The organism is Acrocarpospora sp. B8E8 (assembly GCF_039871605.1).
In the GTDB taxonomy this organism is placed as follows: domain Bacteria; phylum Actinomycetota; class Actinomycetes; order Streptosporangiales; family Streptosporangiaceae; genus Acrocarpospora; species Acrocarpospora macrocephala.
In genome coordinates, this window is the sequence record NZ_JBDPLV010000023.1 from 70424 (window position 1) to 93521 (window position 23098).

General features: G+C 70.7%; 1 protein-coding gene. It reads right to left on the reverse strand.

Translation table 11 applies throughout. The features are described 5' to 3' along the window. Positions 1 to 27 precede the first annotated feature (27 nt). Complete coding sequence (locus ABGB08_RS22895) at positions 28 to 23058, reverse strand: SDR family NAD(P)-dependent oxidoreductase (RefSeq protein WP_347593460.1); 23031 nt, start codon at positions 23056 to 23058, stop codon at positions 28 to 30. Positions 23059 to 23098 lie beyond the last annotated feature (40 nt).

Below are 23098 nucleotides of genomic sequence, written 5' to 3' on the forward strand. Positions count from 1 at the left end.
GAGTGGCCCTCCAATTCAGACGCGGGGTCACAGATCTTTCGAGCGGCCCAGCTCGTTGTCGATGAAGTTCAGGATTTCCTCGGTGCTCGCCGATTCGAGCATGTCGGCGACCGCGATTTCACTAGTGTCCGTGTCGCTCTCGCTCACCATCGCCAGCAGTTGACGCAGCCGGGTCGCGATGCCGTTGCGAGTGAGCTCGTCGAGGGCGTTGCCGGAGAGAACGGCCTCGACCCTGTCGAGATCACCCAGCACCGTCGGCTCTGCTGCGGTGTCCGCCTCGGGCGCCATCTCCGTCACGATGTGCTCGGCGAGGCCGGCGGGGGTGGGGTAGTCGAAGATGAGCGTCACCGGCAACCGCAGCCCCGTCGCCGCGTTCAGCCGGTTACGCAGCTCGACCGTGGTGAGCGAGTCGAAGCCCAGCTCGCGGAACTCCCGCCCCTCCTCAATCGCGTCCGCCGACGCGTGCCCAAGCACCGCCGCCGCCTGCGACCGCACCAGCTCCACCACCAGCCAGATCTGCTCGGCCTTCGCCATACCGGCCAGCTGCCGGGACAGCGCCTCGCCCGCGTCGCCACCCGACCCCGACGCCGCCGTGCGGCGGGTGCCGCGTACCAGCCCGCGGAACAGCGGCGGGACCAGCTGGGCGGGCATCGGCGGCAGGTTCATCGGGACCGGGAGCACCAGCGGCGAATCCGAGCCGATGGCCGTGTCGAACAGGGCCAGCCCCTGCTCGGTGGTGATGGGCGGCAGTCCGGCGGCGGTCATCCGCTGGACCTCGGCCTGCGACAAACTCCCGATCATGCCGCTGGTCTGCGCCCACAATCCCCAGGCCAGGGACAGGCCCGGCAGTCCTTGAGCGCGGCGGGTGGCCATCAACGCGTCCAGCCAGACGTTGGCCGCGGCGTAGTTGCCCTGACCGGCGTTGCCCGTCACACCGGCCAGTGAGGAGAAGACCATGAAGTCGGCCAGGTCCATGTCCTGGGTCAGCTCGTGCAGGTGCCAGGCGGCGTCCACCTTTGGCCGCAACACCACATCCAACCGCTCCGGCGTCAGCGACGCGATGGTCCCGTCCGCGAGCACACCCGCGGTGTGGATCACCGCGGTCAGCGGATGCTCGGCGCCGATCCCCGCCAGCAGCGCCGCCACCTGGTCCCGGTCGGCCACATCGCAGGCGGCGATGGTCACGTGCGCGCCCAGTTCCCGCTCCAGCTCGCGTGCGCCGGTCGCTTCCAGACCTCTTCGGCTGACCAGCAGCAGGTGCCGCACCCCATGCTCGGCCACCAGATGCCGGGCCACCTCCGCACCCAGACCACCCGTACCACCGGTGATCAACACGGTGCCTTCCGGGTTCCACCGGCGCGGCATGGTCAAGACGATCTTGCCGGTGTGGCGGGCCTGGCTCATGAACCGGAACGCCTCACGGCCCCGGCGCACATCCCACGCCGTGACGGGTAGCGGTCGCAGCTCGCCGGTTGCGAACAGCCCTGCCAGCTCGGTCAGGATCTCCCGCAGTCGCTGAGGTCCGGCGTCCATCATGTCGAACCAGTGGTAGGTCAGCCCGGGGAACTGCTCCTGGTCACGGATGTCCAGCTTGCCCATCTCGATGAACCGGCCGCCCGGGCGCAGCAACCGCGCGGAAGCGTCGATGAAGTCGCCGGTCAGCGAGTTGAGGACCACATCGATCCCCCGCCCGCCGAACCGCTCCTCGAACTCCAGGGTGCGCGAGGAGGCGATGTGATCATCCGGGATGCCCAGCGAGCGCAGCACGTCCCACTTGGCCGGGCTGGCCGTGACAAACACCTCCACCCCCAGGCGCTGAGCCAGCTGGATCGCCGCCATGCCCACACCGCCCGCCCCGGCGTGCACCAGCAGCGACTCACCCGGCCGCAACCCGGCCAGATCCATCAGCCCGTAATAGGACGTCAGGAACGCCACCGGAATCGTCGCCGCCTGCTCGAAGGAGACCCCGTCGGGCACCTTCGCCAAGGCCGTGGCCGCGGCGACGACCACCGGGCCGAAGGCGCCCTCGGCCAGACCCATCACGCGGTCTCCCGGGCTCAGGTCCTCCACTCCAGGGCCGACCTCCAGGACCACGCCGGCGGCCTCGCTGCCCATCAGACTGGCCATGTCCTGGTACCAGCCCAGCGCGTTGAGCCCGTCCAGCAGGTCCCGGAAGTTGACGCCCGTCGCGTGCACCGCGACGCGCACCTGTCCGGCTCCCAGCGGTTCCGCCGCCCTCGGGAAGGGAAGCAGTTCCAGCGCGTCCAGGCTGCCCTTGGCCTGGCTGCCCAGCCGCCACGGCACCCCGCCAGCCGGAGGCACCAAACCCGCCCCCGACACCAGCGACGCCAACCGCGACACGCGCACCCCACCGGCGCGCAGCGCCACCTGCGGCTCATCGCTGGCCAGCACCCCGGCCAGCACCGGCCCGGACAGCTCGCCATCGACATCCACCAGGACGAACCGCCCCGGATTCTCCGACTGCGCACTACGGACCAGACCCCACACCGCAGCAGCCGCCAGATCGGCGACCGCCTCGCCCTCACCGGCCGAGACCGCGCCGCGCGTCACGAACACCAGCCGCGAGCCCTCCAACCGCTCGTCGGCAAGCCACCCCTGCAAGAGTTCCAGCGCCGAAGCGGTCACCTCATGCGCGCAGGCCACCGCGTCCCCAGCCGGATCGGTCACGATCCCGGCCAGCACCACACCCGGCACCGGATCCGCCTCGGCCAGCGCCGACAGATCCGGATGAACCTCGGCCTGCTCCCTGGCAAGACCCAGCGTGTCGGGGCCGATCACCGCCACCGGCACCGGATCGGCCACCGGAAGATCCGAAAGCGCGTTCCATTCCAGCCGGAACAGCCCGTCTCCCATCGTCGCCTGGCCACCGGCTGCGGTTGCGAGCTGATCCGCCGAGAACGAACGCAGCGCCAGCGACCGCGCCGACACCACCGGCGCGCCCGCCGCGTCCACCGCCACCAACTCCACCGAGTCGGCGGCGGTGCGGACCAGCCGGACCCGCAACACCGACGCTCCGCCGGCCTCCAGGGACACCCCGGCCCAGGAGAACGGCACCAGGCCACCCTCGGAATCGTCAAGACCGGCGAAGGCCACCACGTGCAACGCCGCGTCCAGCAGCGCCGGATGCAAACCGAACGTCCCCGCCTCCGACTGCGCCTGCTCGGGCAACGCCACCTCGGCGAAGACCGCACCGTCAGATCCGCGCCAGGCCGCCCGCAGCCCCCGGAACACCGGGCCGTAGCCGAACCCATCCGCGACCAGGTCCTCGTACAACCCGTCCAGGTCAATCGCGGTCGCGCCCCGTGGCGGCCAGATCCCGGCGTCGAACGACCCGGCTTCCGCGGAACCGGTCGCGAGCATGCCGGTGGCGTGCCGTACCCACGGGGTGTCGGCGGCGGCTTCCGCCGAGCGGGCGTAGACGTTCACGCTCCGGCGGCCCGACTCGTCGGGCGCGCTCACCGACACCTGCACCGCGACCGCGTCGTCCGCGCTCAGCACCAGCGGCGCGGTCAGGGTCAGCTCCTCCACCAGGTCACAGCCGACCTGATCACCCGCCCGGATCGCCAGCTCCAGGAACCCGGTACCCGGGAAGATCATCATCCCGGCCACCACGTGATCGGCCAGCCACGGATGCGACCGCACCGACAGGCGGCCGGTCAGCAGCACCCCGTCGGAGTCGGCCAGGCCCACCGCCGCACCCAGCAGCGGATGACCGGCCACCGCCAGCCCCGCCGCCGCCACGTTCCCCACCTGAGACGCCAGCCCCTTGGGCCAGAACCACTGATGCTGGAAGGCGTACGTCGGCAGGTCCACCCGGCGCCCGCTCGGCAGCAGCGCCTGCCAGTCCACCGCCACCCCGTGCACGTGCAGCTCGGCCAGCGCCGTCAGCACAGCCGTGTGCTCGTCCCGGTCCTTACGCAGCGTCGGCACCAGCGCCACATCAGCGTCGTGTGCGTCCACCGCGAGGGTGCCGGCAGCCATGGCGGCCAGCACCCCGTCAGGGCCCAGCTCCAGATAGGCCCGTACGCCCTGGGCGCGCAGCGTGCGGACGCCAGCGGCGAAGCGGACCGCGCCACGGACCTGATCCACCCAGTAATCCGGCGAGCACACCTGCTCGGCCGTGGCCGCCTCCCCGGTCAATGTCGACACGATCGGGATACGCGGCGGGTTGTAGGCGAGCCTGCCGGCCACCGTGCGGAAGTCCGCCAGCATCGGATCCATCAACGGCGAGTGGAACGCGTGCGACACCCGCAACCGCCGCGTCTTAACCCCGCGCTCCCCCAGCGTGGCGGCGACCTCAAGGACCGCCTCCTCGGCCCCGGAGAGCACCAGCGAGGCAGGACCGTTCACCGCCGCGATCGACACCTGGTTTTCGCGCCCGGCCAGCAGGGCGGCAATCTGATCCTCGGACGCCTGGACCGCGACCATCGCCCCACCCTCGGGCAACGCCTGCATCAACCGCGCCCGGGCCGCCACCAGCGCACACGCATCACTCAGCGAGAGCACCCCGGCCACATGAGCCGCCGTGATCTCCCCGATCGAATGACCCGCCAGCACATCCGGCCGCACACCCCACGAGGACACCAACCGGAACAACGCCGTCTCCAGCGCGAACAACGCCGGCTGCGCCCACCCCGTCCGATCCAGCGACTCCGACTCGGTGAACATCACATCACGCAACGATCCATCGAGCAGTGGGTCCAGCTCGGCGATCACCTCGTCCAAAGCCTCGGCGAACACCGGGAAGCGGTCGTACAGCTCCCGGCCCATGCCCGCGCGCTGGCTGCCCTGACCGGTGAACAACACCGCGAGCTTCGGCTCCGTCGCGGCCACGCCGCGCACCACACCCGCGCCCGGCCGGTCCTCCGCCAGCGCACCCAGCCCGGCCAGCAGACCATCGCGATCACTCGCCAGCACCACCGCACGATGCTCGAACGCCGACCGCGTCGCAGCCAGCGCGAACGCCACATCGGCCAAGGCCGGCTCGTCGTGGGCCTCCACATGCGCGGCCAGCCGGTCGGCCTGCGCCCGCAGCACCTCTGCCGTACGGGCCGACACCAGCACCGGAACCACCTCGGTGACCGGTTCCCGATCCACCGCACCCGGCTCGGCCTGCGGTCCTTCCTCCAAAATCACATGCGCGTTGGTGCCACTGATCCCGAACGAGGAGACACCGGCCCTGCGCGGGTGACCGTTCCGGGGCCACTCAGCCGACTCGGTCAGCAGTTCCACCGCGCCCGAGGTCCAGTCCACGTGCGAGGACGGCTCGTCCACGTGCAGCGTCTTGGGCAGCATGCCGTGACGCATCGCCAGCACCATCTTGATCACACCGGCGACGCCCGCGGCGGCCTGCGTGTGACCGAAGTTCGACTTGATCGCGCCCACCAGCAGCGGCCGATCCCTCGGCCGATCCTTGCCATAGGTCGCCAGCAGCGCCTGCGCCTCGATCGGGTCACCCAGCTTCGTACCCGTGCCGTGCGCCTCCACCGCGTCCACCTCGGACGGCGACAACCCGGAAACCGCCAGCGCCTGACGGATCACCCGCTGCTGCGACGGACCATTCGGCGCGGTCAACCCGTTGGACGCACCGTCCTGGTTGATCGCCGAACCACGCACCACCGCCAGCACCTCGTGCCCGTTGCGGCGAGCGTCCGACAACCGCTCCAGCACCACCACACCCACGCCCTCAGACCAGGTCGTACCGTCGGCGGCGTCGGAGAACGCCTTGCACCGCCCGTCAGGCGACAGGACGCCTTGTGCGCTGAACCCCATGAACCCGAACGGGGTGGTCATCACCGTGACACCGCCGGCCAGCGCCAGGCCGCACTCGCCCGCCCGCAGCGCCTGCGCCGCCATGTGCATCGCCACCAGCGACGACGAACAGGCAGTGTCCACCGTCACCGCCGGACCCTCCAGCCCCAGGGTGTACGAGAGACGGCCGGACAGCACGCTGGCCGACATTCCGGTCATGGCATGACCCTGCACATCGGGTGCGGCGTTCATCACCAAACTCGCATAGTCCTGGCCGTTGGTGCCGACGAAGACCCCGGTGGAGCTGCCCTTCAGCGAGACCGGGTCGATCCCGGCCCGCTCGACGGCCTCCCACACCCCTTCCAGCAGCAACCGCTGCTGCGGGTCCATCGCCAGCGCCTCACGCGGCGAGATCCCGAAGAACCCGGCGTCGAACCCGGCCGCGTCCGCTAGGAATCCGCCCTGGATGTCCAGGCCCGTCCCGGAGAGCAGGCTCAGGTCCCAGCCACGATCGGCCGGGGCCGGCGAGATCGCGTCCGCACCCTCGGACAGCAACCGCCACAGACCCTCCGGCGAATCCACCCCACCGGGGAACCGGCAGCTCATCCCCACGATCACGATCGGATCGTTCGTCACCGGCGCCATCGCCGTGGGCACCACCACATCGGCGCCCTCGCCGAACAACTCGTTCAGCAGAAACTCCGCCAGCACGATCGGCGTCGGGTAGTCGAACACCAGCGTCGTCGGCAACCGCAGCCCGGTCGCGATGTTCAGCCGGTTACGCAGCTCGACCGCGGTGAGGGAGTCGAAGCCCAGCTCACGGAACTCCCGCCGCGCCTGGACCGCCTCCGCCGACGGGTGCCCCAGCACCACCGCCGCCTGCGCGCGAACCAGCTCCGCCAGCACCCGGACCTGCTCGGCCTTCGCCAACCCGGCCAGCCGCCGCAGCAGCTCCCCGTCGCCGTCCACCGGTACGGAGACCGCCGACCGGCGACCCGTACGGACGAGGCCCCGCAGCAGCTGCGGCACCTCGGGGAACCTGCGCAAAACCGCGAGTTGCAGCCGCGTCGCCACCACCGCCGCGTGAACTGTCGTGGCGGCCGTCTCGAAGGCCGCCAGGCCCTGCTCCGCCGACAACGCCGGCATGCCCGCCCGCGCCATCCGGCGCAGCTCGATCGCGCCGAGACCGCCGGTCAGCCCGGTCTCCTGCGCCCACAGGCCCCAGGCCAGCGACAGTCCCGCCAAGCCCCGGGCCCGGCGCGACTCGGCCAGCGCGTCCAGAAACGCGTTCGCCGCCGCGTAGTTGCCCTGACCGGCGTTGCCCAGCACCCCGGCGAACGAGGAGAACAGCACGAACGCGGCCAGATCCAGGCCCTCGGTCAGCTCGTGCAGGTGCCAGGCGGCGTCCACCTTCGGCCGCAGGACCGTGTCCAGACCCTCCGCCGTCAACGACGGAATCGTCCCGTCGGCCAGCACACCAGCGGTGTGCACGACCGCCGTCAGGGGATGACCCGCGTCGATCCCGGCCAGCAACGCCGCGACCTGATCACGGTCGGCCACGTCACAGGCGACGATCTCGACCTCGGCGCCATGCGCGATCAGCTCCGCCCGCAGCTCCAGCGCGCCAGGAGCCGCCGGCCCCCGGCGGCTGGTCAGCAGCAGACGCCGTACGCCACGCTCGGCCACCACATGCCGCGCGAACAACGCACCCAGACCACCGGTCCCACCGGTGATCAACACCGTGCCCTCTGGATCCCACGCGCGGACACCGTCCTCGCCGAGGGCAGAACCGGGCACCACCCGCGCCAAGCGGGCAACCCGCACCTCGTCCCCGCGTACCGCCACCTGCGGCTCACCGCAGGCCAGCACCCCGGCCAGCACCGAGTCAGACAGCTCACCATCGACATCCACCAGCACGAACCGGCCTGGGTTCTCCGACTGGGCCGACCGCACCAGGCCCCACACCGCCGCGGCCGGCAGATCGGTGACCGTCTCACCGTCGCCCGTCGCCACCGCGCCCCTGGTGACCACCACCAGACGCGAATCAGCGAACCGGTCGTCAGCCAGCCACCCCTGCAGCAAAGCGAGAACGCGCGCGGTCAGCGCGTGCGCCGCCTCCACCGTCTCACCGTCAGAGGCGACCTCCGTCAGCACCACACCCGACCCCACCAGGGGCGAGAGATCCAGCGTGTCCAGGTCAAGCACCGTCATCGGCGCCGGGTCGGCTTCCGGCAGACCGCCGACCACGGACCAGTCCACCCGGAACAGTTCGTCCCGCCCGGCCCCACGGCCGTCGGAGACGGCGAGCCGCTCATCGGACATCGGCCGCAGCACCACCGGCCGCGCCGACACCACCGGCGCGCCCGACCTGTCCACGGCCATCAGCGCCACCGAATCACCATCGGCCCTGGCCAGCCGCACGCGGAGCACCGACGCCCCACTCGCGTGCAGGCGCACCGTCCCCCACGAGAACGGCAACCGGCCTCGCTCGGCCTCGTCAAGCCCGGCGAACGGCACCGTGTGCAAGGCCGCGTCCAGCAAGGCCGGGTGCAGCCCGAAGGAATCCGCTCCGCCGACGTGCTCCGGCAGGCTCAGCTCGGCGAAGATCTCACCGTCAGACCCCCGCCAGGCCGCCCGCAGGCCCTGGAACGCCGGACCGTACGCCAGCCCCTCCTCCGCCAGTTCCTCGTAGAACCCGTCCAGTTCGATCGCGGTCGCGCCGGCCGGAGGCCACACCGCCGCATCGAACGACTCGGCATCCACAGCACCGGTGGCCAGCACACCGGTGGCGTGCCGCACCCACGGCACGTCCTCGGCCGCGTCCGCCGAACGCGCGTAGACGATCACCGGGCGACGGCCCGGCTGCTCCGCGGCCTCGACCCACACCTGCACCGCGACCGCGTCACCCTCGACCAGCACCAGGGGCGTGGTCAGCGTCAGCTCCTCGACCACGTCGCAGCCGACCTGGTCACCCGCCAGGACGGCGAACTCCACGAACACGCTGCCCGGCACCATCACCGTCCCGGCCACCACGTGGTCGGCCAGCCACGGATGCGAAGCGAGCGACAGGCGTCCGGTCAGCACCACCCCATCGGAATCGGCCCGGGGCATCACCGCACCCAGCAGCGGATGCCTCGTCGCGTCCAGACCCAGAACACGGACATCACCGCTCTGCTTGGCGTTCGGCCAGAACCGCTGGTGCTGGAAGGCGTAGGTCGGCAGCTCGACCTGGCGACCGCCCGGCAGCACGCTCTTCCAGTCCACCGCCACGCCGCGCACGAACAGCTCAGCGGCCGAGACCAAGACCCGGTCCAGCCCGCCCTCGTCGCGGCGCAGCGTCCCGGTGATCACCGCATCCGCTGCGGCCTCGTCCACGCATTCGCCGATGCCGATCGTCAGCACCGGATGCGGGCTCACTTCCACGAACGCCCGATACCGCTGCTCCAGCAGTTCCCCGATCACCGGGGCGAAGGCCACCGTGTTGCGCAGGTTGTCACACCAGTACCCCGCGTCGAGTTCCGGCCCTTCCAGCCACTGGCCGGTCACCGTCGACAACATCGGCACCCGCACCGGACGCGGAGCCACCTCCGCCAGGACCTGGGCCAGTTCCGCACCGATCAGATCGACCTGAGCCGAATGCGACGCATAATCCACCGCGATACGCCGGACCCGCACCCCGTCCTCGGTCAGGTGCTCCACCAGCCCATCGACGGCGTGCAGTTCACCGGCCACCACCACGGAGCGAGGGCCGTTGATGGCCGCCACCGAGACCCGCCCACCCAAGGACGACAGCCGCTCACGCACCTGCTCGGCCGGCAACGCCACCGACGCCATCGCGCCGAGCCCGGCCAGCCGGTCGGCGATCAGGCGGCTGCGCAGGGCCACCACCCGGGCGCCGTCCTGCAACGACAGGACACCCGCGACCACCGCAGCCGCGATCTCACCCTGAGAGTGGCCGACCACGGCGTGGGGCCGAACCCCCAGTGACTCCCAGAGTGCGGCCAGCGACACCATCACCGCGAAGGACACCGGCTGGACCACATCCACCCGATCCAGCGACGGAGCGTCCTCGGCCTGGCGGATCACGTCCAGCAGCGACCAGTCCACGAACGGCTCCAACGCCGCCGCGCACTCCGCCATCCGACCCGCGAAAACCGGCGACTCCTCAAGCAGGGCAGCACCCATACCTATCCACTGGGCTCCCTGACCCGGGAACACCCACACCGATTTCCCGACGACGTCGGCCACGCCTCGGACCACATCCGTCGCCGACTCACCGGCACCGACCGCCGACAGGCCCGACAGCAGGGCGCCACGATCACGCCCGACCACCACCGCACGGTGCTCGAACGCCGACCGTGTCGTCGCCAGCGAGAACGCGGTGTCGGCCAGCCCCAGAGCGGGCTCACCGTTCAGGTAGGACGCGAGACGCCCGGCCTGTGCCCGCAACGCCTGACCTGTCTTCGCCGACAGCACCCACGGCACGACACCCGGCGCCTGCTCCTCCGGCTCCACCGCAGGAGTCTCCGGCCCCTGCTCCAAGATCACGTGCGCGTTGGTGCCACTGATCCCGAACGACGACACACCCGCCCGGCGCGGATGACCGTTCCGCTGCCACTCCACCCGCTCGGTCAGCAGCTCCACCGCGCCAGAAGCCCAGTCCACATGCGAGGACGGCGTATCGACGTGCAGTGTCTTGGGCAGCACGCCATGCCGGAGAGCCATGACCATCTTGATCACACCGGCGACCCCAGCGGCCGCCTGCGTGTGACCGATGTTCGACTTGATCGACCCAAGAAGCAGCGGACGGTCCTCCGGCCGATCCTGCCCGTAGGTCGCCAGCAGCGCCTGCGCCTCGATCGGGTCGCCCAGCGTCGTACCCGTACCGTGCGCCTCGACCGCGTCCACCTCGGCAGGAGACAGCCCAGCGATGGCCAGCGCCTGGCGGATCACCCGCTGCTGAGAAGGACCATTCGGCGCCGTCAACCCGTTCGACGCGCCGTCCTGGTTGACCGCCGAACCACGCACGATCGCCAGCACCTGATGCCCGTTGCGGCGGGCGTCCGACAACCGCTCCAGCACCACCATGCCCACGCCCTCGGAATAGCTGGTTCCGTCCGCCCCGTCGGCGAAAGACTTGCTCCGGCCATCGGGGGCCAGCCCGCCCTGCGCGCTGAAACCGACGAATACCCCCGGCGTGGCCATTACGGTCACACCACCGGCCAGCGCCAGCGAGCAGTCACCACCACGCAGCGCCTGCGCCGCTAGATGCATCGCCACCAGCGACGAAGAACACGCCGTGTCCACCGTCACCGCCGGGCCCTCCAACCCCAGCGTGTACGAGATCCGGCCGGTCACGACGCTTCCCGCGGTACCGGTGCTGATGAAGCCCATCGCCTCCGGCGGGAGTTCCGCGGCCATCCCGTAGTCGTGATACATCACACCGGCGAAAACACCCGTGCGACTGCCCCTCAGCGAGGTCGGGTCGATCCCGGCCCGCTCGACCGCCTCCCAGGACGCCTCCAGCAGAAGTCGCTGCTGCGGGTCCATCGCCAGCGCCTCATGGGGCGAGATCCCGAAGAACCCCGGATCGAACTGCGTGGCGCTCTCCAGGAAGCCGCCCTCAAGCACATAGCTGGTGCCCGGGTTATCCGGATCCGGGCTGTACAACGCTCCCAGATCCCAGCCGCGCGTGGTCGGGAACTCACCGATCCCGTCCCCGCCCTCGGAAACCAGCCGCCACAGATCCTCCGGAGAGTCGACCTCGCCCGGGAAGCGGCACGACATGCCCACGATCACGATCGGATCGTTCGTCACCGGCACCATCGCCGTGGGCACCACCACATCGGCGCCCTCGCCCAACAACTCGTTCAGCAGAAACTCCGCCAGCACCACCGGAGTCGGATAGTCGAACACCAGCGTGGACGGCAGCCGCAACCCGGTCGCGGCGTTCAACCGGTTACGCAACTCCACCGCGGTGAGCGAGTCGAAACCCAGCTCACGGAACTCCCGGCGCACCTCCACCGTCTCCGGCGAGGCGTGCCCGAGCACCATGGCCGCCTCGGTGCGCACCAGGTCCACCATTGCCTCGGCGCGCTCGGCCGCCCCCAGCGGAGCCAGCCGATTCAGCAACGTCGCCGCGACCACCGAACCGGACGCCGCCGACCGCCGACCGGCCCGGACGAGACCTCGCAGCAACGCGGGGACCTCGCCGAAAGCGCGCATCGCGGGCAGATCCATCCGGACGGGAATCAGCACCGCGTGCCCAAGGGACCCGAGTGCGGTGGCGACATCGAACAGCGCCATGCCTTGCTCGACGGAGAGCGGCGGCATGCCCGTACGGGTGATCCTCCGCATGTCGACATCGCTCAGCGTGCCGGTCAAGCCGGTGTCCTGAGTCCAGGGACCCCACACCAGCGACAGGGCGGCCAAGCCCTCGGCCCTGCGTGACCGGGCGAGTGCGTCCAAGAACGTGTTCGAGGCCGCGTAGTTGGCCTGACCGGGCGAACCCAGGACACCCGACAGCGAGGAGTACAGGATGAACGCCGCGAGGTCCAGGTCCTTGGTGAGCTCGTGCAGATGCCAGGCGGCGTCCACCTTCGGCCGCAGCACCGACTCCAGCCGCTCCGGCGTCAGCGAGGGAATCGTGCCGTCATCCAGCACACCAGCGGTGTGAATCACCGCGGTCAGCGGATGCCCCTCGTCCACACCGGCCAGCAGAGCCGCCACCTGACCCCGGTCGGCCATGTCACACGCCGCGACCGTAGCCTCGACACCGTGCGCGATCAGCTCGGCCCGCAACTCCACCGCACCCGGAGCCTCCAAACCCCGGCGACTGGTCAGCAGCAGATGCCGCACCCCGCGCTCGGCCACCAGATGCCGGGCCAGATGACCGCCCAGGCCACCGGTGCCACCGGTGATCAGGACTGTTCCGTCCGGATTCCATGGCTGTTCCGCCGCCTCCCGCGCCGGTGCCATGCGGGTCAGGCGCGGGACCCGCACCGTACTCTCACGCACCGCCGCCTGCGGTTCACCGGAGGCCAGCACCGCGGCCAGCGACGCTGAGGACAGTTCCGCATCGGTGTCGACCAGCAGAAACCGGCCCGGGTTCTCCCACTGCGCCGACCGCACCAGACCCCACACCGCCGCAGCCGCCAGATCGGCGACCACCTCGCCCTCCCCCGCCGCCACCGCACCACGAGTGACGAACACCAGCCGCGAAGCCTCGAACCGCTCATCGACCAAGCACTGCTGGAGCAGACCGAGGACGTGAGCGACCAGCTCGTGTGTCGACTCCACCACGTTCTCGGCGTCGGCCGACCCGACGGTGACCATGACCACGTCCGGCGCCGGATCCAGCGAGGCGAGCTCCCCGGTCAGCTCGACCACACTCGCGTCGGCCGCCGGGACCGGCGCCTCCGAGAGCGAGACCCAGTCCAGCCCGAACATGGAGTCCCGCCCGGTCTCCGGGCCACTGCCGGCGGCGGCGAGCTGGTCGGCCGAGACCGGCCGCAGCACCAGTGACCGTGCCGACAGCACCGGCTGCCCATCGGCATCCACCACGCTCACCGACACGGCGTCCTCGCCCACCTTGGCCAGGTGCACCCGCAGCAGCGCCGCTCCGGTGGCGTACAGGCTCACCTCCTGCCAGGAGAACGGCAGCCGCGTACCCGCCGCGGTGTCCAGCCCGGCGAAGGCGACCGCGTGCAGGGCAGCGTCCAGCAACGCCGGATGCACCCCGAACGCACCGGCGTCCAGCTGCGCCTGCTCCGGCAGAGCGACCTCGGCGAAGACCTCACCGCCGGCGCCCTGCCAGGCCGCCCGCAGGCCCTGGAACACCTCGCCGTAGCCGAGCGGGCTGTCGGCCAGCAGGTCGTAGAAGCCGTCCAGCGCGATCGCGGTCGCGCCGACCGGCGGCCACACCGCCGCGTCGAACGGTGCGACGGTCCGAGCTTGGGTGGCGAGCGTGCCGGTGGCATGCCGAACCCAGGGGACATCGTCACCGGCCTCCGCCGGCCGGGAGAAGACACTCAGGGTCCGACGGCCGGTCTCCTCCGGGGCGCCCACCGCGATCTGCACCGCGACCGCGTCGCCCTCGCTGAGGACCAGTGGAGCCGCCAGCGTCAGTTCCTCCACCAGGTCGCAGCCGACCTGGTCGCCCGCCTGGATCGCCAGCTCAAGGAATCCGGTGCCCGGGAAGAACACCATCCCGGCCACCTTGTGGTCGGCCAGCCACGGATGCGACGACAGCGACAACCGCCCGGCCAGCACGACCCCGCCGGAATCGGCCAGGCCCATGGTGGCGCCCAGCAGCGGATGGCGGACCGCCGCCAGTCCCGCCGCGGCTACGTTCCCCACGCCCATACCGACACCAGCGGACCAGTACCGATGGTGCTGGAAGGCGTAGGTGGGCAGGTCCACCTGGCGTCCACCTGTCAGTACGGCCTGCCAGTCCACCACCACGCCGCGCACGAACAGCTCGGCCGCCGAGACCAGAACCCGGTCCAGCCCGCCCTCGTCACGACGCAACGTCCCGGCGATCACCGCATCTGCTGCGGCCTCGTCCACGCATTCGCCGATGCCGATCGTCAGCACCGGATGCGAGCTCACCTCGACAAACGCCCGGTACCGCTGCTCCAGCAGTTCCCCGATCGCCGGGGCGAAATTGACCGTGTTGCGCAGGTTGTCACACCAGTACGCCGCGTCGAGTTCCGGCCCTTCCAGCCACAGACCGGTCACCGTCGACAACATCGGCACCCGCACCGCACGCGGAGCCACCTCCGCCAGGACCTGAGCCAGCTCCGCACCGATCAGATCGACCTGAACCGAATGCGACGCATAATCCACCGCGATACGACGAACCCGCACCCCATCCTCGGTCAGACGCTCCACCAACTCCTCGACGGCCTGCACCTCACCGGCCACCACCACGGAGCGAGGGCCGTTGATCGCCGCCACCGACACCCGGCCATCCCAGGACGACAGCCGCTCACGCACCTGCTCGACCGGCAACGCCACCGACGCCATCGCCCCGAGCCCGGCCAGCCGGTCGGCGATCAGACGGCTGCGCAACGCCACTATCCGCGCGCCGTCCTGCAACGACAGACCACCCGCGACCACCGCGGCCGCGATCTCGCCCTGAGAGTGGCCGACCACCGCGTCGGGACGGACCCCCAGCGACTCCCAGACCGCGGCCAGCGACACCATCACCGCGAACGACACCGGCTGAACCACATCCACCCGATCCAGCGACGGGGCGTTTTCGGCCTGGCGGATCACATCCAGCAGCGACCAGTCCACGAACGGCTCCAACGCCGCCGCACACTCCGCCATCCGGCCCGCGAAGACCGGTGACTCCTCAAGCAGGGCAGCACCCATCCCCGCCCACTGGGCTCCCTGGCCCGGGAACACCCACACCATCCGGCCGTCCACATCGGACACACCCCGGATCACACCCGTCGCCCACTCGCCGGCCTCGACTGCGGCAAGGCCCGCCAGCAACTCCGCATGGTCGGTCCCGACCACCACCGCACGGTGCTCGAACACCGACCGTGACGTCACCAGCGAGAACGCCGTGTCCACCGGACGCAGATCGCTGCGCGTCGCCACGTACGCACTCAGGCGACCCGCCTGATCGTGCAGCGCCTGGCCGGTCTTGCCCGAGACCACCCACGGCACCGCACCCGCCATCGGCGTGGGGTCCGTCACGCCCGGCTCGGCCTGCGGTGCTTCCGGCCCCGCTTCCAAGATCATGTGTGCGTTGGTGCCGCTGACCCCGAACGACGACACGCCCACCCGCCGTGGACGACCCGTCTCCGGCCACTCCCGCCGCTCGGTCAGCACTTCCACCGCGCCGGAGTCCCAGTCCACGTGCGAGGACGGCGCGTCCACGTGCAGCGTCTTGGGCAGCACGCCGTGCCGCATGGCCATGACCATCTTGATCACACTGGCCACACCCGCCGCCGCCTGCGCGTGGCCGATGTTCGACTTGATCGAGCCCAGCAGCAACGGACGGTCGTCCGACCGGTCCTGGCCGTAGGTCGCCAGCAGGGCCTGCGCCTCGATCGGGTCGCCCAGCACCGTACCCGTACCGTGCGCCTCGACCGCGTCCACCTCCGACGGCGACACTCCGGCGTTGGCCAGCGCCTGACGGATCACCCGGCGCTGGGAAGGACCGTTCGGCGCCGTCAGTCCGTTGGACGCGCCGTCCTGGTTGATCGCGGAACCACGGAGGATCGCCAGCACCTGATGCCCGTTGCGCTGAGCCTCCGACAGCCGCTCCAGCATCACCAGGCCGACGCCTTCGGACCACCCGATGCCGTCCGCCGAGTCGGAGAACGCCTTGCACCGGGCGTCCGGCGCCAGCCCGCCCTGCTCGCCGAACTCCGCGAACGCCGCGAGGGTGGCCATCACCGTCACGCCTCCGGCGAGTGCGCGTGAGCACTCCCCGTTGCGCATGGCCTGCGCCGCCAGGTGGATGGTCACCAGCGACGACGAACACGCGGTGTCCACCGTCACCGCCGGGCCCTCAAGACCGAAGGTGTAGGAGATCCGGCCGGAGGCCACACTGGCCAGCTGGCCGGTCATGATGTGACCGAGAGACTCCTCGCCGAGCATGTAGCTTGAGGCGACGGCACCGATGTAGACGCCGGTGTCGCTGCCCCGCAACGAGTGCGGATCGATGCCGGCCCGCTCGAAGGCCTCCCAGGCGGTCTCCAGCAGCAGGCGCTGCTGCGGGTCCATCGCCAGCGCCTCGCGCGGCGAGATCCGGAAGAACTCCGCGTCGAACTGGGGCGCGTCGAAGATGAACCCGCCCTTCAGGCCCAGATCGGCGAAGCTCTCCCAGCCGCGGTCGCTCGGGATCGTCGTGATGGCGTCCTGTCCTTCGAGGACCAGCCGCCACAGGTCCTCCGGGGAGTTCACCCCGCCGGGATAACGGCAGGCCATCGAGACGATGGCGATCGGGTCGTCCCCGGTCGAGACCGCGGCCACCGGCAGGATGACGTCGCCGTGCGCGCCGAGCACCTCGCTCAGGAGGTGCTCTCCCAGCGCGGCGGGGGTGGGGTAGTCGAAGACGAGAGTGGAAGGCAGGCGCAGGCCAGTGGCCAGGTTGAGCCGGTTGCGCAGCTCGATCGCGGTCAGCGAGTCGAAGCCCAGCTCGCGGAACTCACGACGGACGTCCACCGCCGCAGGATCGGAGTGTCCGAGGACGGCGGCGGCCTGCGCCCGGACCAGATCGACGACGAACCGGACGCGGTCGGCCTGCGCCAGACCGGCCAGCTGCCGCAGCAGCACCCCTTCTCCGGCGGCGGGCGCCGACGCCGCCGTACGGCGGGTGCTCCGCACGAGCCCGCGCAGCAGCGGCGGGACCAGCTGGGCGGGCATCGCCGGCAGATTCATCGGGACCGGGAGCACCAGCGGCGAATCCGACCCCAGTGACGTGTCGAACAACGCCATCCCCTGCTCGGGGGTGATCAGCAGTAGCCCCGTGGTGGTCATCCGCTGCACGTCTGCCTGCGTCATGCCCCCGGTCATCCCGGTGGCCTCCGCCCACAGCCCCCACGCCAGGGACAGGCCCGGCAGTCCTTGGGCCCTGCGGGTAGCCATCAGCGCGTCCAGCCACACGTTGGCCGCCGCGTAGTTGCCCTGACCGGCGTTGCCCATCACACCGGCCAGTGAGGAGAACACGACGAAGTCGGCCAGATCAAGATCTGCGGTGAGTTCGTGCAGGTTCCAGGCAGCGTCCACCTTCGGCCGCAGCACCGCGTCCAGCCGCTCCGGCGTCAGCGACGTGATGGTCCCGTCCGCCAGCACCCCCGCCGTATGGATCACCGCGGTCAGCGGATGCTCGGCGCCGATCCCGGCCAGCAGACCGGCCGTCGCTTCCCGGTCGGCCACATCGCAGGCGGCGATGGTCACCTGCGCGCCTTGCGCGGTCAGTTCCCGCTCCAGCTCGCGTGCGCCGGCCGCTTCCAGGCCCCTCCTGCTGACCAGCAACAGGTGCCGTACGCCGTGCTCGGCCACCAGATGCCGGGCCAGTTCCGCACCCAGAACGCCGGTCCCACCGGTGATCAGCACGGTGCCGTCCGGGTTCCAGCGCCGGGGCATCGTCAGCACGATCTTGCCGGTGTGCCGGGCCTGGCTCATGAACCGGAACGCCTCACGACCCCGCCGCACATCCCACGCCGTCACCGGCAACGGCCGCAGCTCACCGGCCGCGAACAACCCCGCCAGCTCGGTCAGGATCTCGTGCAACCGCTCCTGTCCGGCGTCTGTCACGTCGAACCACTGATAGACCAGTTCGGGGAACTGGTCCTGCTGGCGGATGTCCAGCTTGCCCAGCTCGATGAACCGGCCGCCCGGGCGCAGCAACCGCGCGGAAGCGTCGATGAACTCGCCGGTCAGCGAGTTGAGGACCACATCGATCCCCCGGTCACGGAACCGCTCCTCGAACTCCAGGGTGCGCGAGGACGCGATGTGATCATCCGGGATGCCCAGCGAGCGCAGCGCGTCCCACTTGGCCGGGCTGGCCGTGGCGAAGACCTCGACCCCCAGGCGCTGAGCCAGCTGAATCGCCGCCATACCGGTGCCTCCGGCACCCGCGTGCACCAGCAGCGTCTCGCCCGGCCGCAACCCGGCCAGATCCATCAGCCCGTAATAGGACGTCAGGAACGCCACCGGAATCGTCGCCGCCTGCTCGAAGGAGATCCCGTCAGGCACCTTCGCCAAGGCCGTGGCCTCGGCGACGACCATCGGGCCGAAGGCGCCCTCGGCCAGGCCCATCACGCGGTCTCCCGGGCTCAGGTCCTCGACCTCGGAGCCGACCTCCAGCACCACGCCGGCGGCCTCGCTGCCCATCAGGCTGACCATGTCCTGGAACCAGCCCAGCGCGTTCAACCCATCCAGCAGGTCCCGGAAGTTGATTCCCGCGGCGTGCACCGCGACGCGCACCTGCCTGGCCCCCAGCGGTTCCGCCACCTTCGGGAAGGGAAGCAGTTCCAGCGCGTCCAGGCTGCCCTTGGCCTGGCTGCCCAGCCGCCACGGCACCCCACCAGCCGGAGGCACCAGCCCCGCCCCCGACACCAGCGACGCCAACCGCGACACCCGCGCCTCACCTGCACGCACCACCGCCTGCGACTCGTCCGAGGACAGAACCGCGAGCAGCACGTCGCGCAAAGCCGCGAGCGAGGACTCCTCACCATCCACATCGACCAGGACGAACCGGCCCGGATTCTCCGACTGCGCACTGCGGACAAGACCCCACACCGCCGCGGCCGCCAGATCGGCGACCGCCTCACCCGCACCCGCCGACACCGCATTCCGCGTCACGAACACCAACCGCGAATCGCCGAACCGCTCCTCGGCCAGCCAGCCCTGCAGCAGGCTCAGCACTTCAGCGGTCGCCTCATGCGCCGCCGCCACCGCGTCCGCCATCGGCTCGGTGACGACCTCGACCAGCACCGCTTCCGGCACCTGACCCGCCTCGGCCAGCGCCGGCAGATCACGATGAAGAGCGACCGACTCCCACGTCCCCGCAAGACCCAGCACGTCCGGCTCAGATCCGGCGAACCCGGCCACCGCCATCGACACCGGAACGGCTTCGGGGACCTCCGGCAGCGGAGTCCAGTCCAACCGGAACAGCCCGTCCCGCGTCGCCGGTGCCCCACCCGCGGCGACCTGATCAGGTGAGAACGCACGGAGCACCAGCGAGCGCACGGACAGCACCGGCTCTCCGGCGGCGTCCACAGCGCTCAGCGACACCGTGTCTTCGCCCATCTTGGCCAGCCGGACGCGCAACAGCGCCGCTCCGGTGGCGTACAGGCTCACCTCCTGCCAGGAGAACGGCAACCGCGTACCCGCCGCGACGTCCAGCCCGGCGAAGGTCGACGCGTGCAACGCCGCGTCCAGCAAAGCCGGATGCACCCCGAACGCACCCGCGTCCGACTGCGCCTGCTCGGGCAGTGCGACCTCGGCGAACACCTCACCGCCAGCGCCCCACCAGGCCGCCTGCAACCCCTGGAACACCGGGCCGTAGACGAGCGAACTCTCGGCCATCCGCTGGTAGAAGCCGTCCAGCTCGATCGCGGTCGCGCCGGCTGGCGGCCACACCGCCGCATCGAACGGCACGGCTGGGGAGACGGCGGTCGTCCGGGGTCCGGTGGTCAGCGTGCCGGTGGCGTGCCGTACCCACTTCACCTCGTCGTCCGCGTCGGCGGGCCGGGCGTAGATGTTCACGCTCCGCCTGCCGGTCTCCTCTGGCGCACCCACCGCGATCTGGACCGCGACCGCGTCGTTCTCGCCCAGCACCAGCGGCGCGACCAGGGTCAGCTCCTCGACCACATCGCAGCCGACCTGGTCACCCGCCCGGACCGCCAGCTCAAGGAATCCGGTGCCGGGGAAGAACACCATTCCCGCCACCAGGTGATCGGCCAGCCAAGGATGCGACTTCACCGACAGGCGGCCGGTCAGCAGCACGCCGTCCGAGTCGGCCAGACTCACAGCGGCACCCAGCAGCGGGTGCCTGGTCGCGGACAGGCCCAGCACACGGGCGTCACCGCTCTGCTGGGCGCTCGGCCAGAACCGCTGGTGCTGGAAGGCATAGGTCGGCAGATCGACCCGGCGACCGCCCGGCAGCAGTGCCCGCCAGTCCACCGGCACGCCGCGCACGAACAGCTCGGCGGCCGAGACCAGGACACGGTCCAGCCCGCCCTCCTCTCGGCGCAAAGTCCCGGCGATCACCGCGTCCACTGCGGCCTCGTCCACGCATTCGCCGATGCCGATCGTCAGCACCGGGTGCGGGCTCACCTCGACGAACACGCGGTGGCGCTGCTCCAGCAGTTCCCTGATCGCCGGGGCGAAGTTGACCGTGTTGCGCAGGTTGTCACACCAATACCCGCCGTCGAGTTCCGGCCCCTTCAGCCACTGACCAGTCACGGTCGACAGCATCGGCACCCGCGCCGGCTGCGGCACCACCCCGGTCAGGACCTGGGCCAGTTCCGCGCCGATCAGATCAACCTGAGCCGAATGCGACGCATAGTCCACCGCGATACGGCGAACCCGCACCTCCTCACCCGACCATCGCTCCACCAAGTCTTCAACGGCCTGCACTTCACCGGCCACCACCACGGAGCGAGGGCCGTTGATCGCCGCGACCGACACCCGGCCATCCCAGACGGCCAGCCGCTCACGGACCTGCTCGACCGGCAACGCCACCGACGCCATCGCCCCGAGCCCCGCCAGCCGGTCGGCGATCAGACGGCTGCGCAACGCCACCACCCGGGCGCCGTCATCCAACGACAGACCACCCGCCACCACCGCAGCAGCGATCTCACCCTGCGAATGACCCACCACCGCGCCGGGACGGACCCCCAGCGACTCCCACACCGCCGCCAGCGACACCATCACCGCGAACGACACCGGCTGGACCACATCCACCCGATCCAGCGAGGGAGCGTCCTCGGCCTGCCGGATCACATCCAGCAGCGACCAGTCCACCAACGGCTCCAACGCCGCCGCACACTCCGCCATCCGACCCGCGAAGACCGGCGACTCCTCAAGCAGCCGCCCGCCCATACCCACCCACTGCGCCCCCTGACCCGGGAACACCCACACCGACTTCCCGACGACATCGGCCACACCCGAGACCACGCCACCGGCCGCGGGCTCACCCGCGACAACCGCGCCCAAGCCCGCCACCAGCTCGCCGCGATCCCCGCCGACCACCACCGCACGGTGCTCGAACACCGACCGCGACACCACCAGCGAAAACGCCGTATCGACCGAGTCCAGATCGGCCGCCTCCACCTGCGCCGCCAGACGACGCGCCTGACCACGCAACGACTCCTCGGTCTTCGCGGACAGCACCCACGGCACCACACCCGGCGCCCGGTCCTGCGGAGTCTTCTCCCCTTCCGGTGTTTCCGGTGCTTGTTCGAGGATGATGTGCGCGTTGGTGCCGCTGATCCCGAACGAGGACACACCCGCCCTGCGCGGATGACCGTTCCGCTGCCACTCCACCGGCTCGGTCAGCAGTTCCACCGCACCGGCCGACCAGTCCACGTGCGAAGACGGTTCCGTCACATGAAGCGTCTTGGGCAGCACACCATGCTGGAGGGCCAGGACCATCTTGATCACACCGGCCACGCCCGCAGCCGCCTGCGTGTGGCCGAGATTCGACTTGATCGACCCAAGAAGCAGCGGCCGGCCCTCCTCCCGATCCTGGCCATAGGTCGCCAGCAGCGCCTGCGCCTCGATCGGGTCACCCAGCGTCGTCCCCGTACCGTGGCCTTCGACCGCGTCCACCTCGGACGGCGAGAGCCCGGCACCGGCCAGCGCCTGCCGGATCACCCGCTGCTGCGACGGACCATTCGGCGCGGTCAACCCGTTGGACGCGCCGTCCTGGTTAATCGCCGAACTACGCATCACCGCCAATACCGGGTGACCGTTGCGCCGCGCGTCCGACAACCGCTCCAGCACCAGCATGCCCACACCCTCGGACCAGCTGGTGCCGTCCGCGGTGTCGGAGAACGCCTTGGACCGGCCGTCGGGCGCCATTCCGCCCTGCGCGCTGAAACCAATGAAGACCATGGGCGACGTCATCACCGTCACACCACCGGCCAGCGCCAGGCTGCACTCGCCCGACCGCAGCGCCTGCGCCGCCATGTGCATCGAGACCAGGGACGACGAGCAGGCGGTGTCCACCGTCACCGCCGGGCCCTCCAACCCCAGCGTGTACGAGAGACGGCCGGACAACACACTGGCGGCCAGACCGGTGACACCATGGCCTTGGAGATCCGCCTGAGCGTGCATTACCAGACTCATGTAGTCCTGGCCGTTAGTGCCCACGAACACGCCGGTGTGGCTGCCCTTCAGCGCGACCGGGTCGATCCCGGCCCGCTCGATCGCCTCCCAGGACGTCTCCAGCAGCACCCGCTGCTGCGGATCCATCGCCAGCGCCTCACGCGGCGAAATGCCGAAGAACCCCGCGTCGAACTCCGCCGCGTCCGCCAGGAACCCACCCTGGTCGATCGCGCCACCCAGCCCTGCCGTCCCCTCCAGATCCCAGCCCCGATTGGCCGGGGACGGCGAGATCGCGTCCTCACCCTCGATCAGCAACCGCCACAAACCCTCAGGAGAACTGACCCCGGCCGGAAAGCGGCACGCCATCGACACGATGGCGATCGGCTCGCGCTTACCCGACTCCACCTCTTCGAGCCGCCGACGGGTCTCGTGCAGATCGGCGGCGATCGACTTGAGGTAGTCAACGAGCTTCAGGTCTTCCGACATGGGCGAAGCCCTCCAGAGTATCCGCGCATGAGCCGGAAGA

Excerpts from the sequence above, each read along its gene's own strand:
- ABGB08_RS22895 (WP_347593460.1), bottom strand. The coding sequence starts at position 23,058 with ATGTCGGAAGACCTGAAGCTCGTTGACTACCTCAAGTCGATCGCCGCC.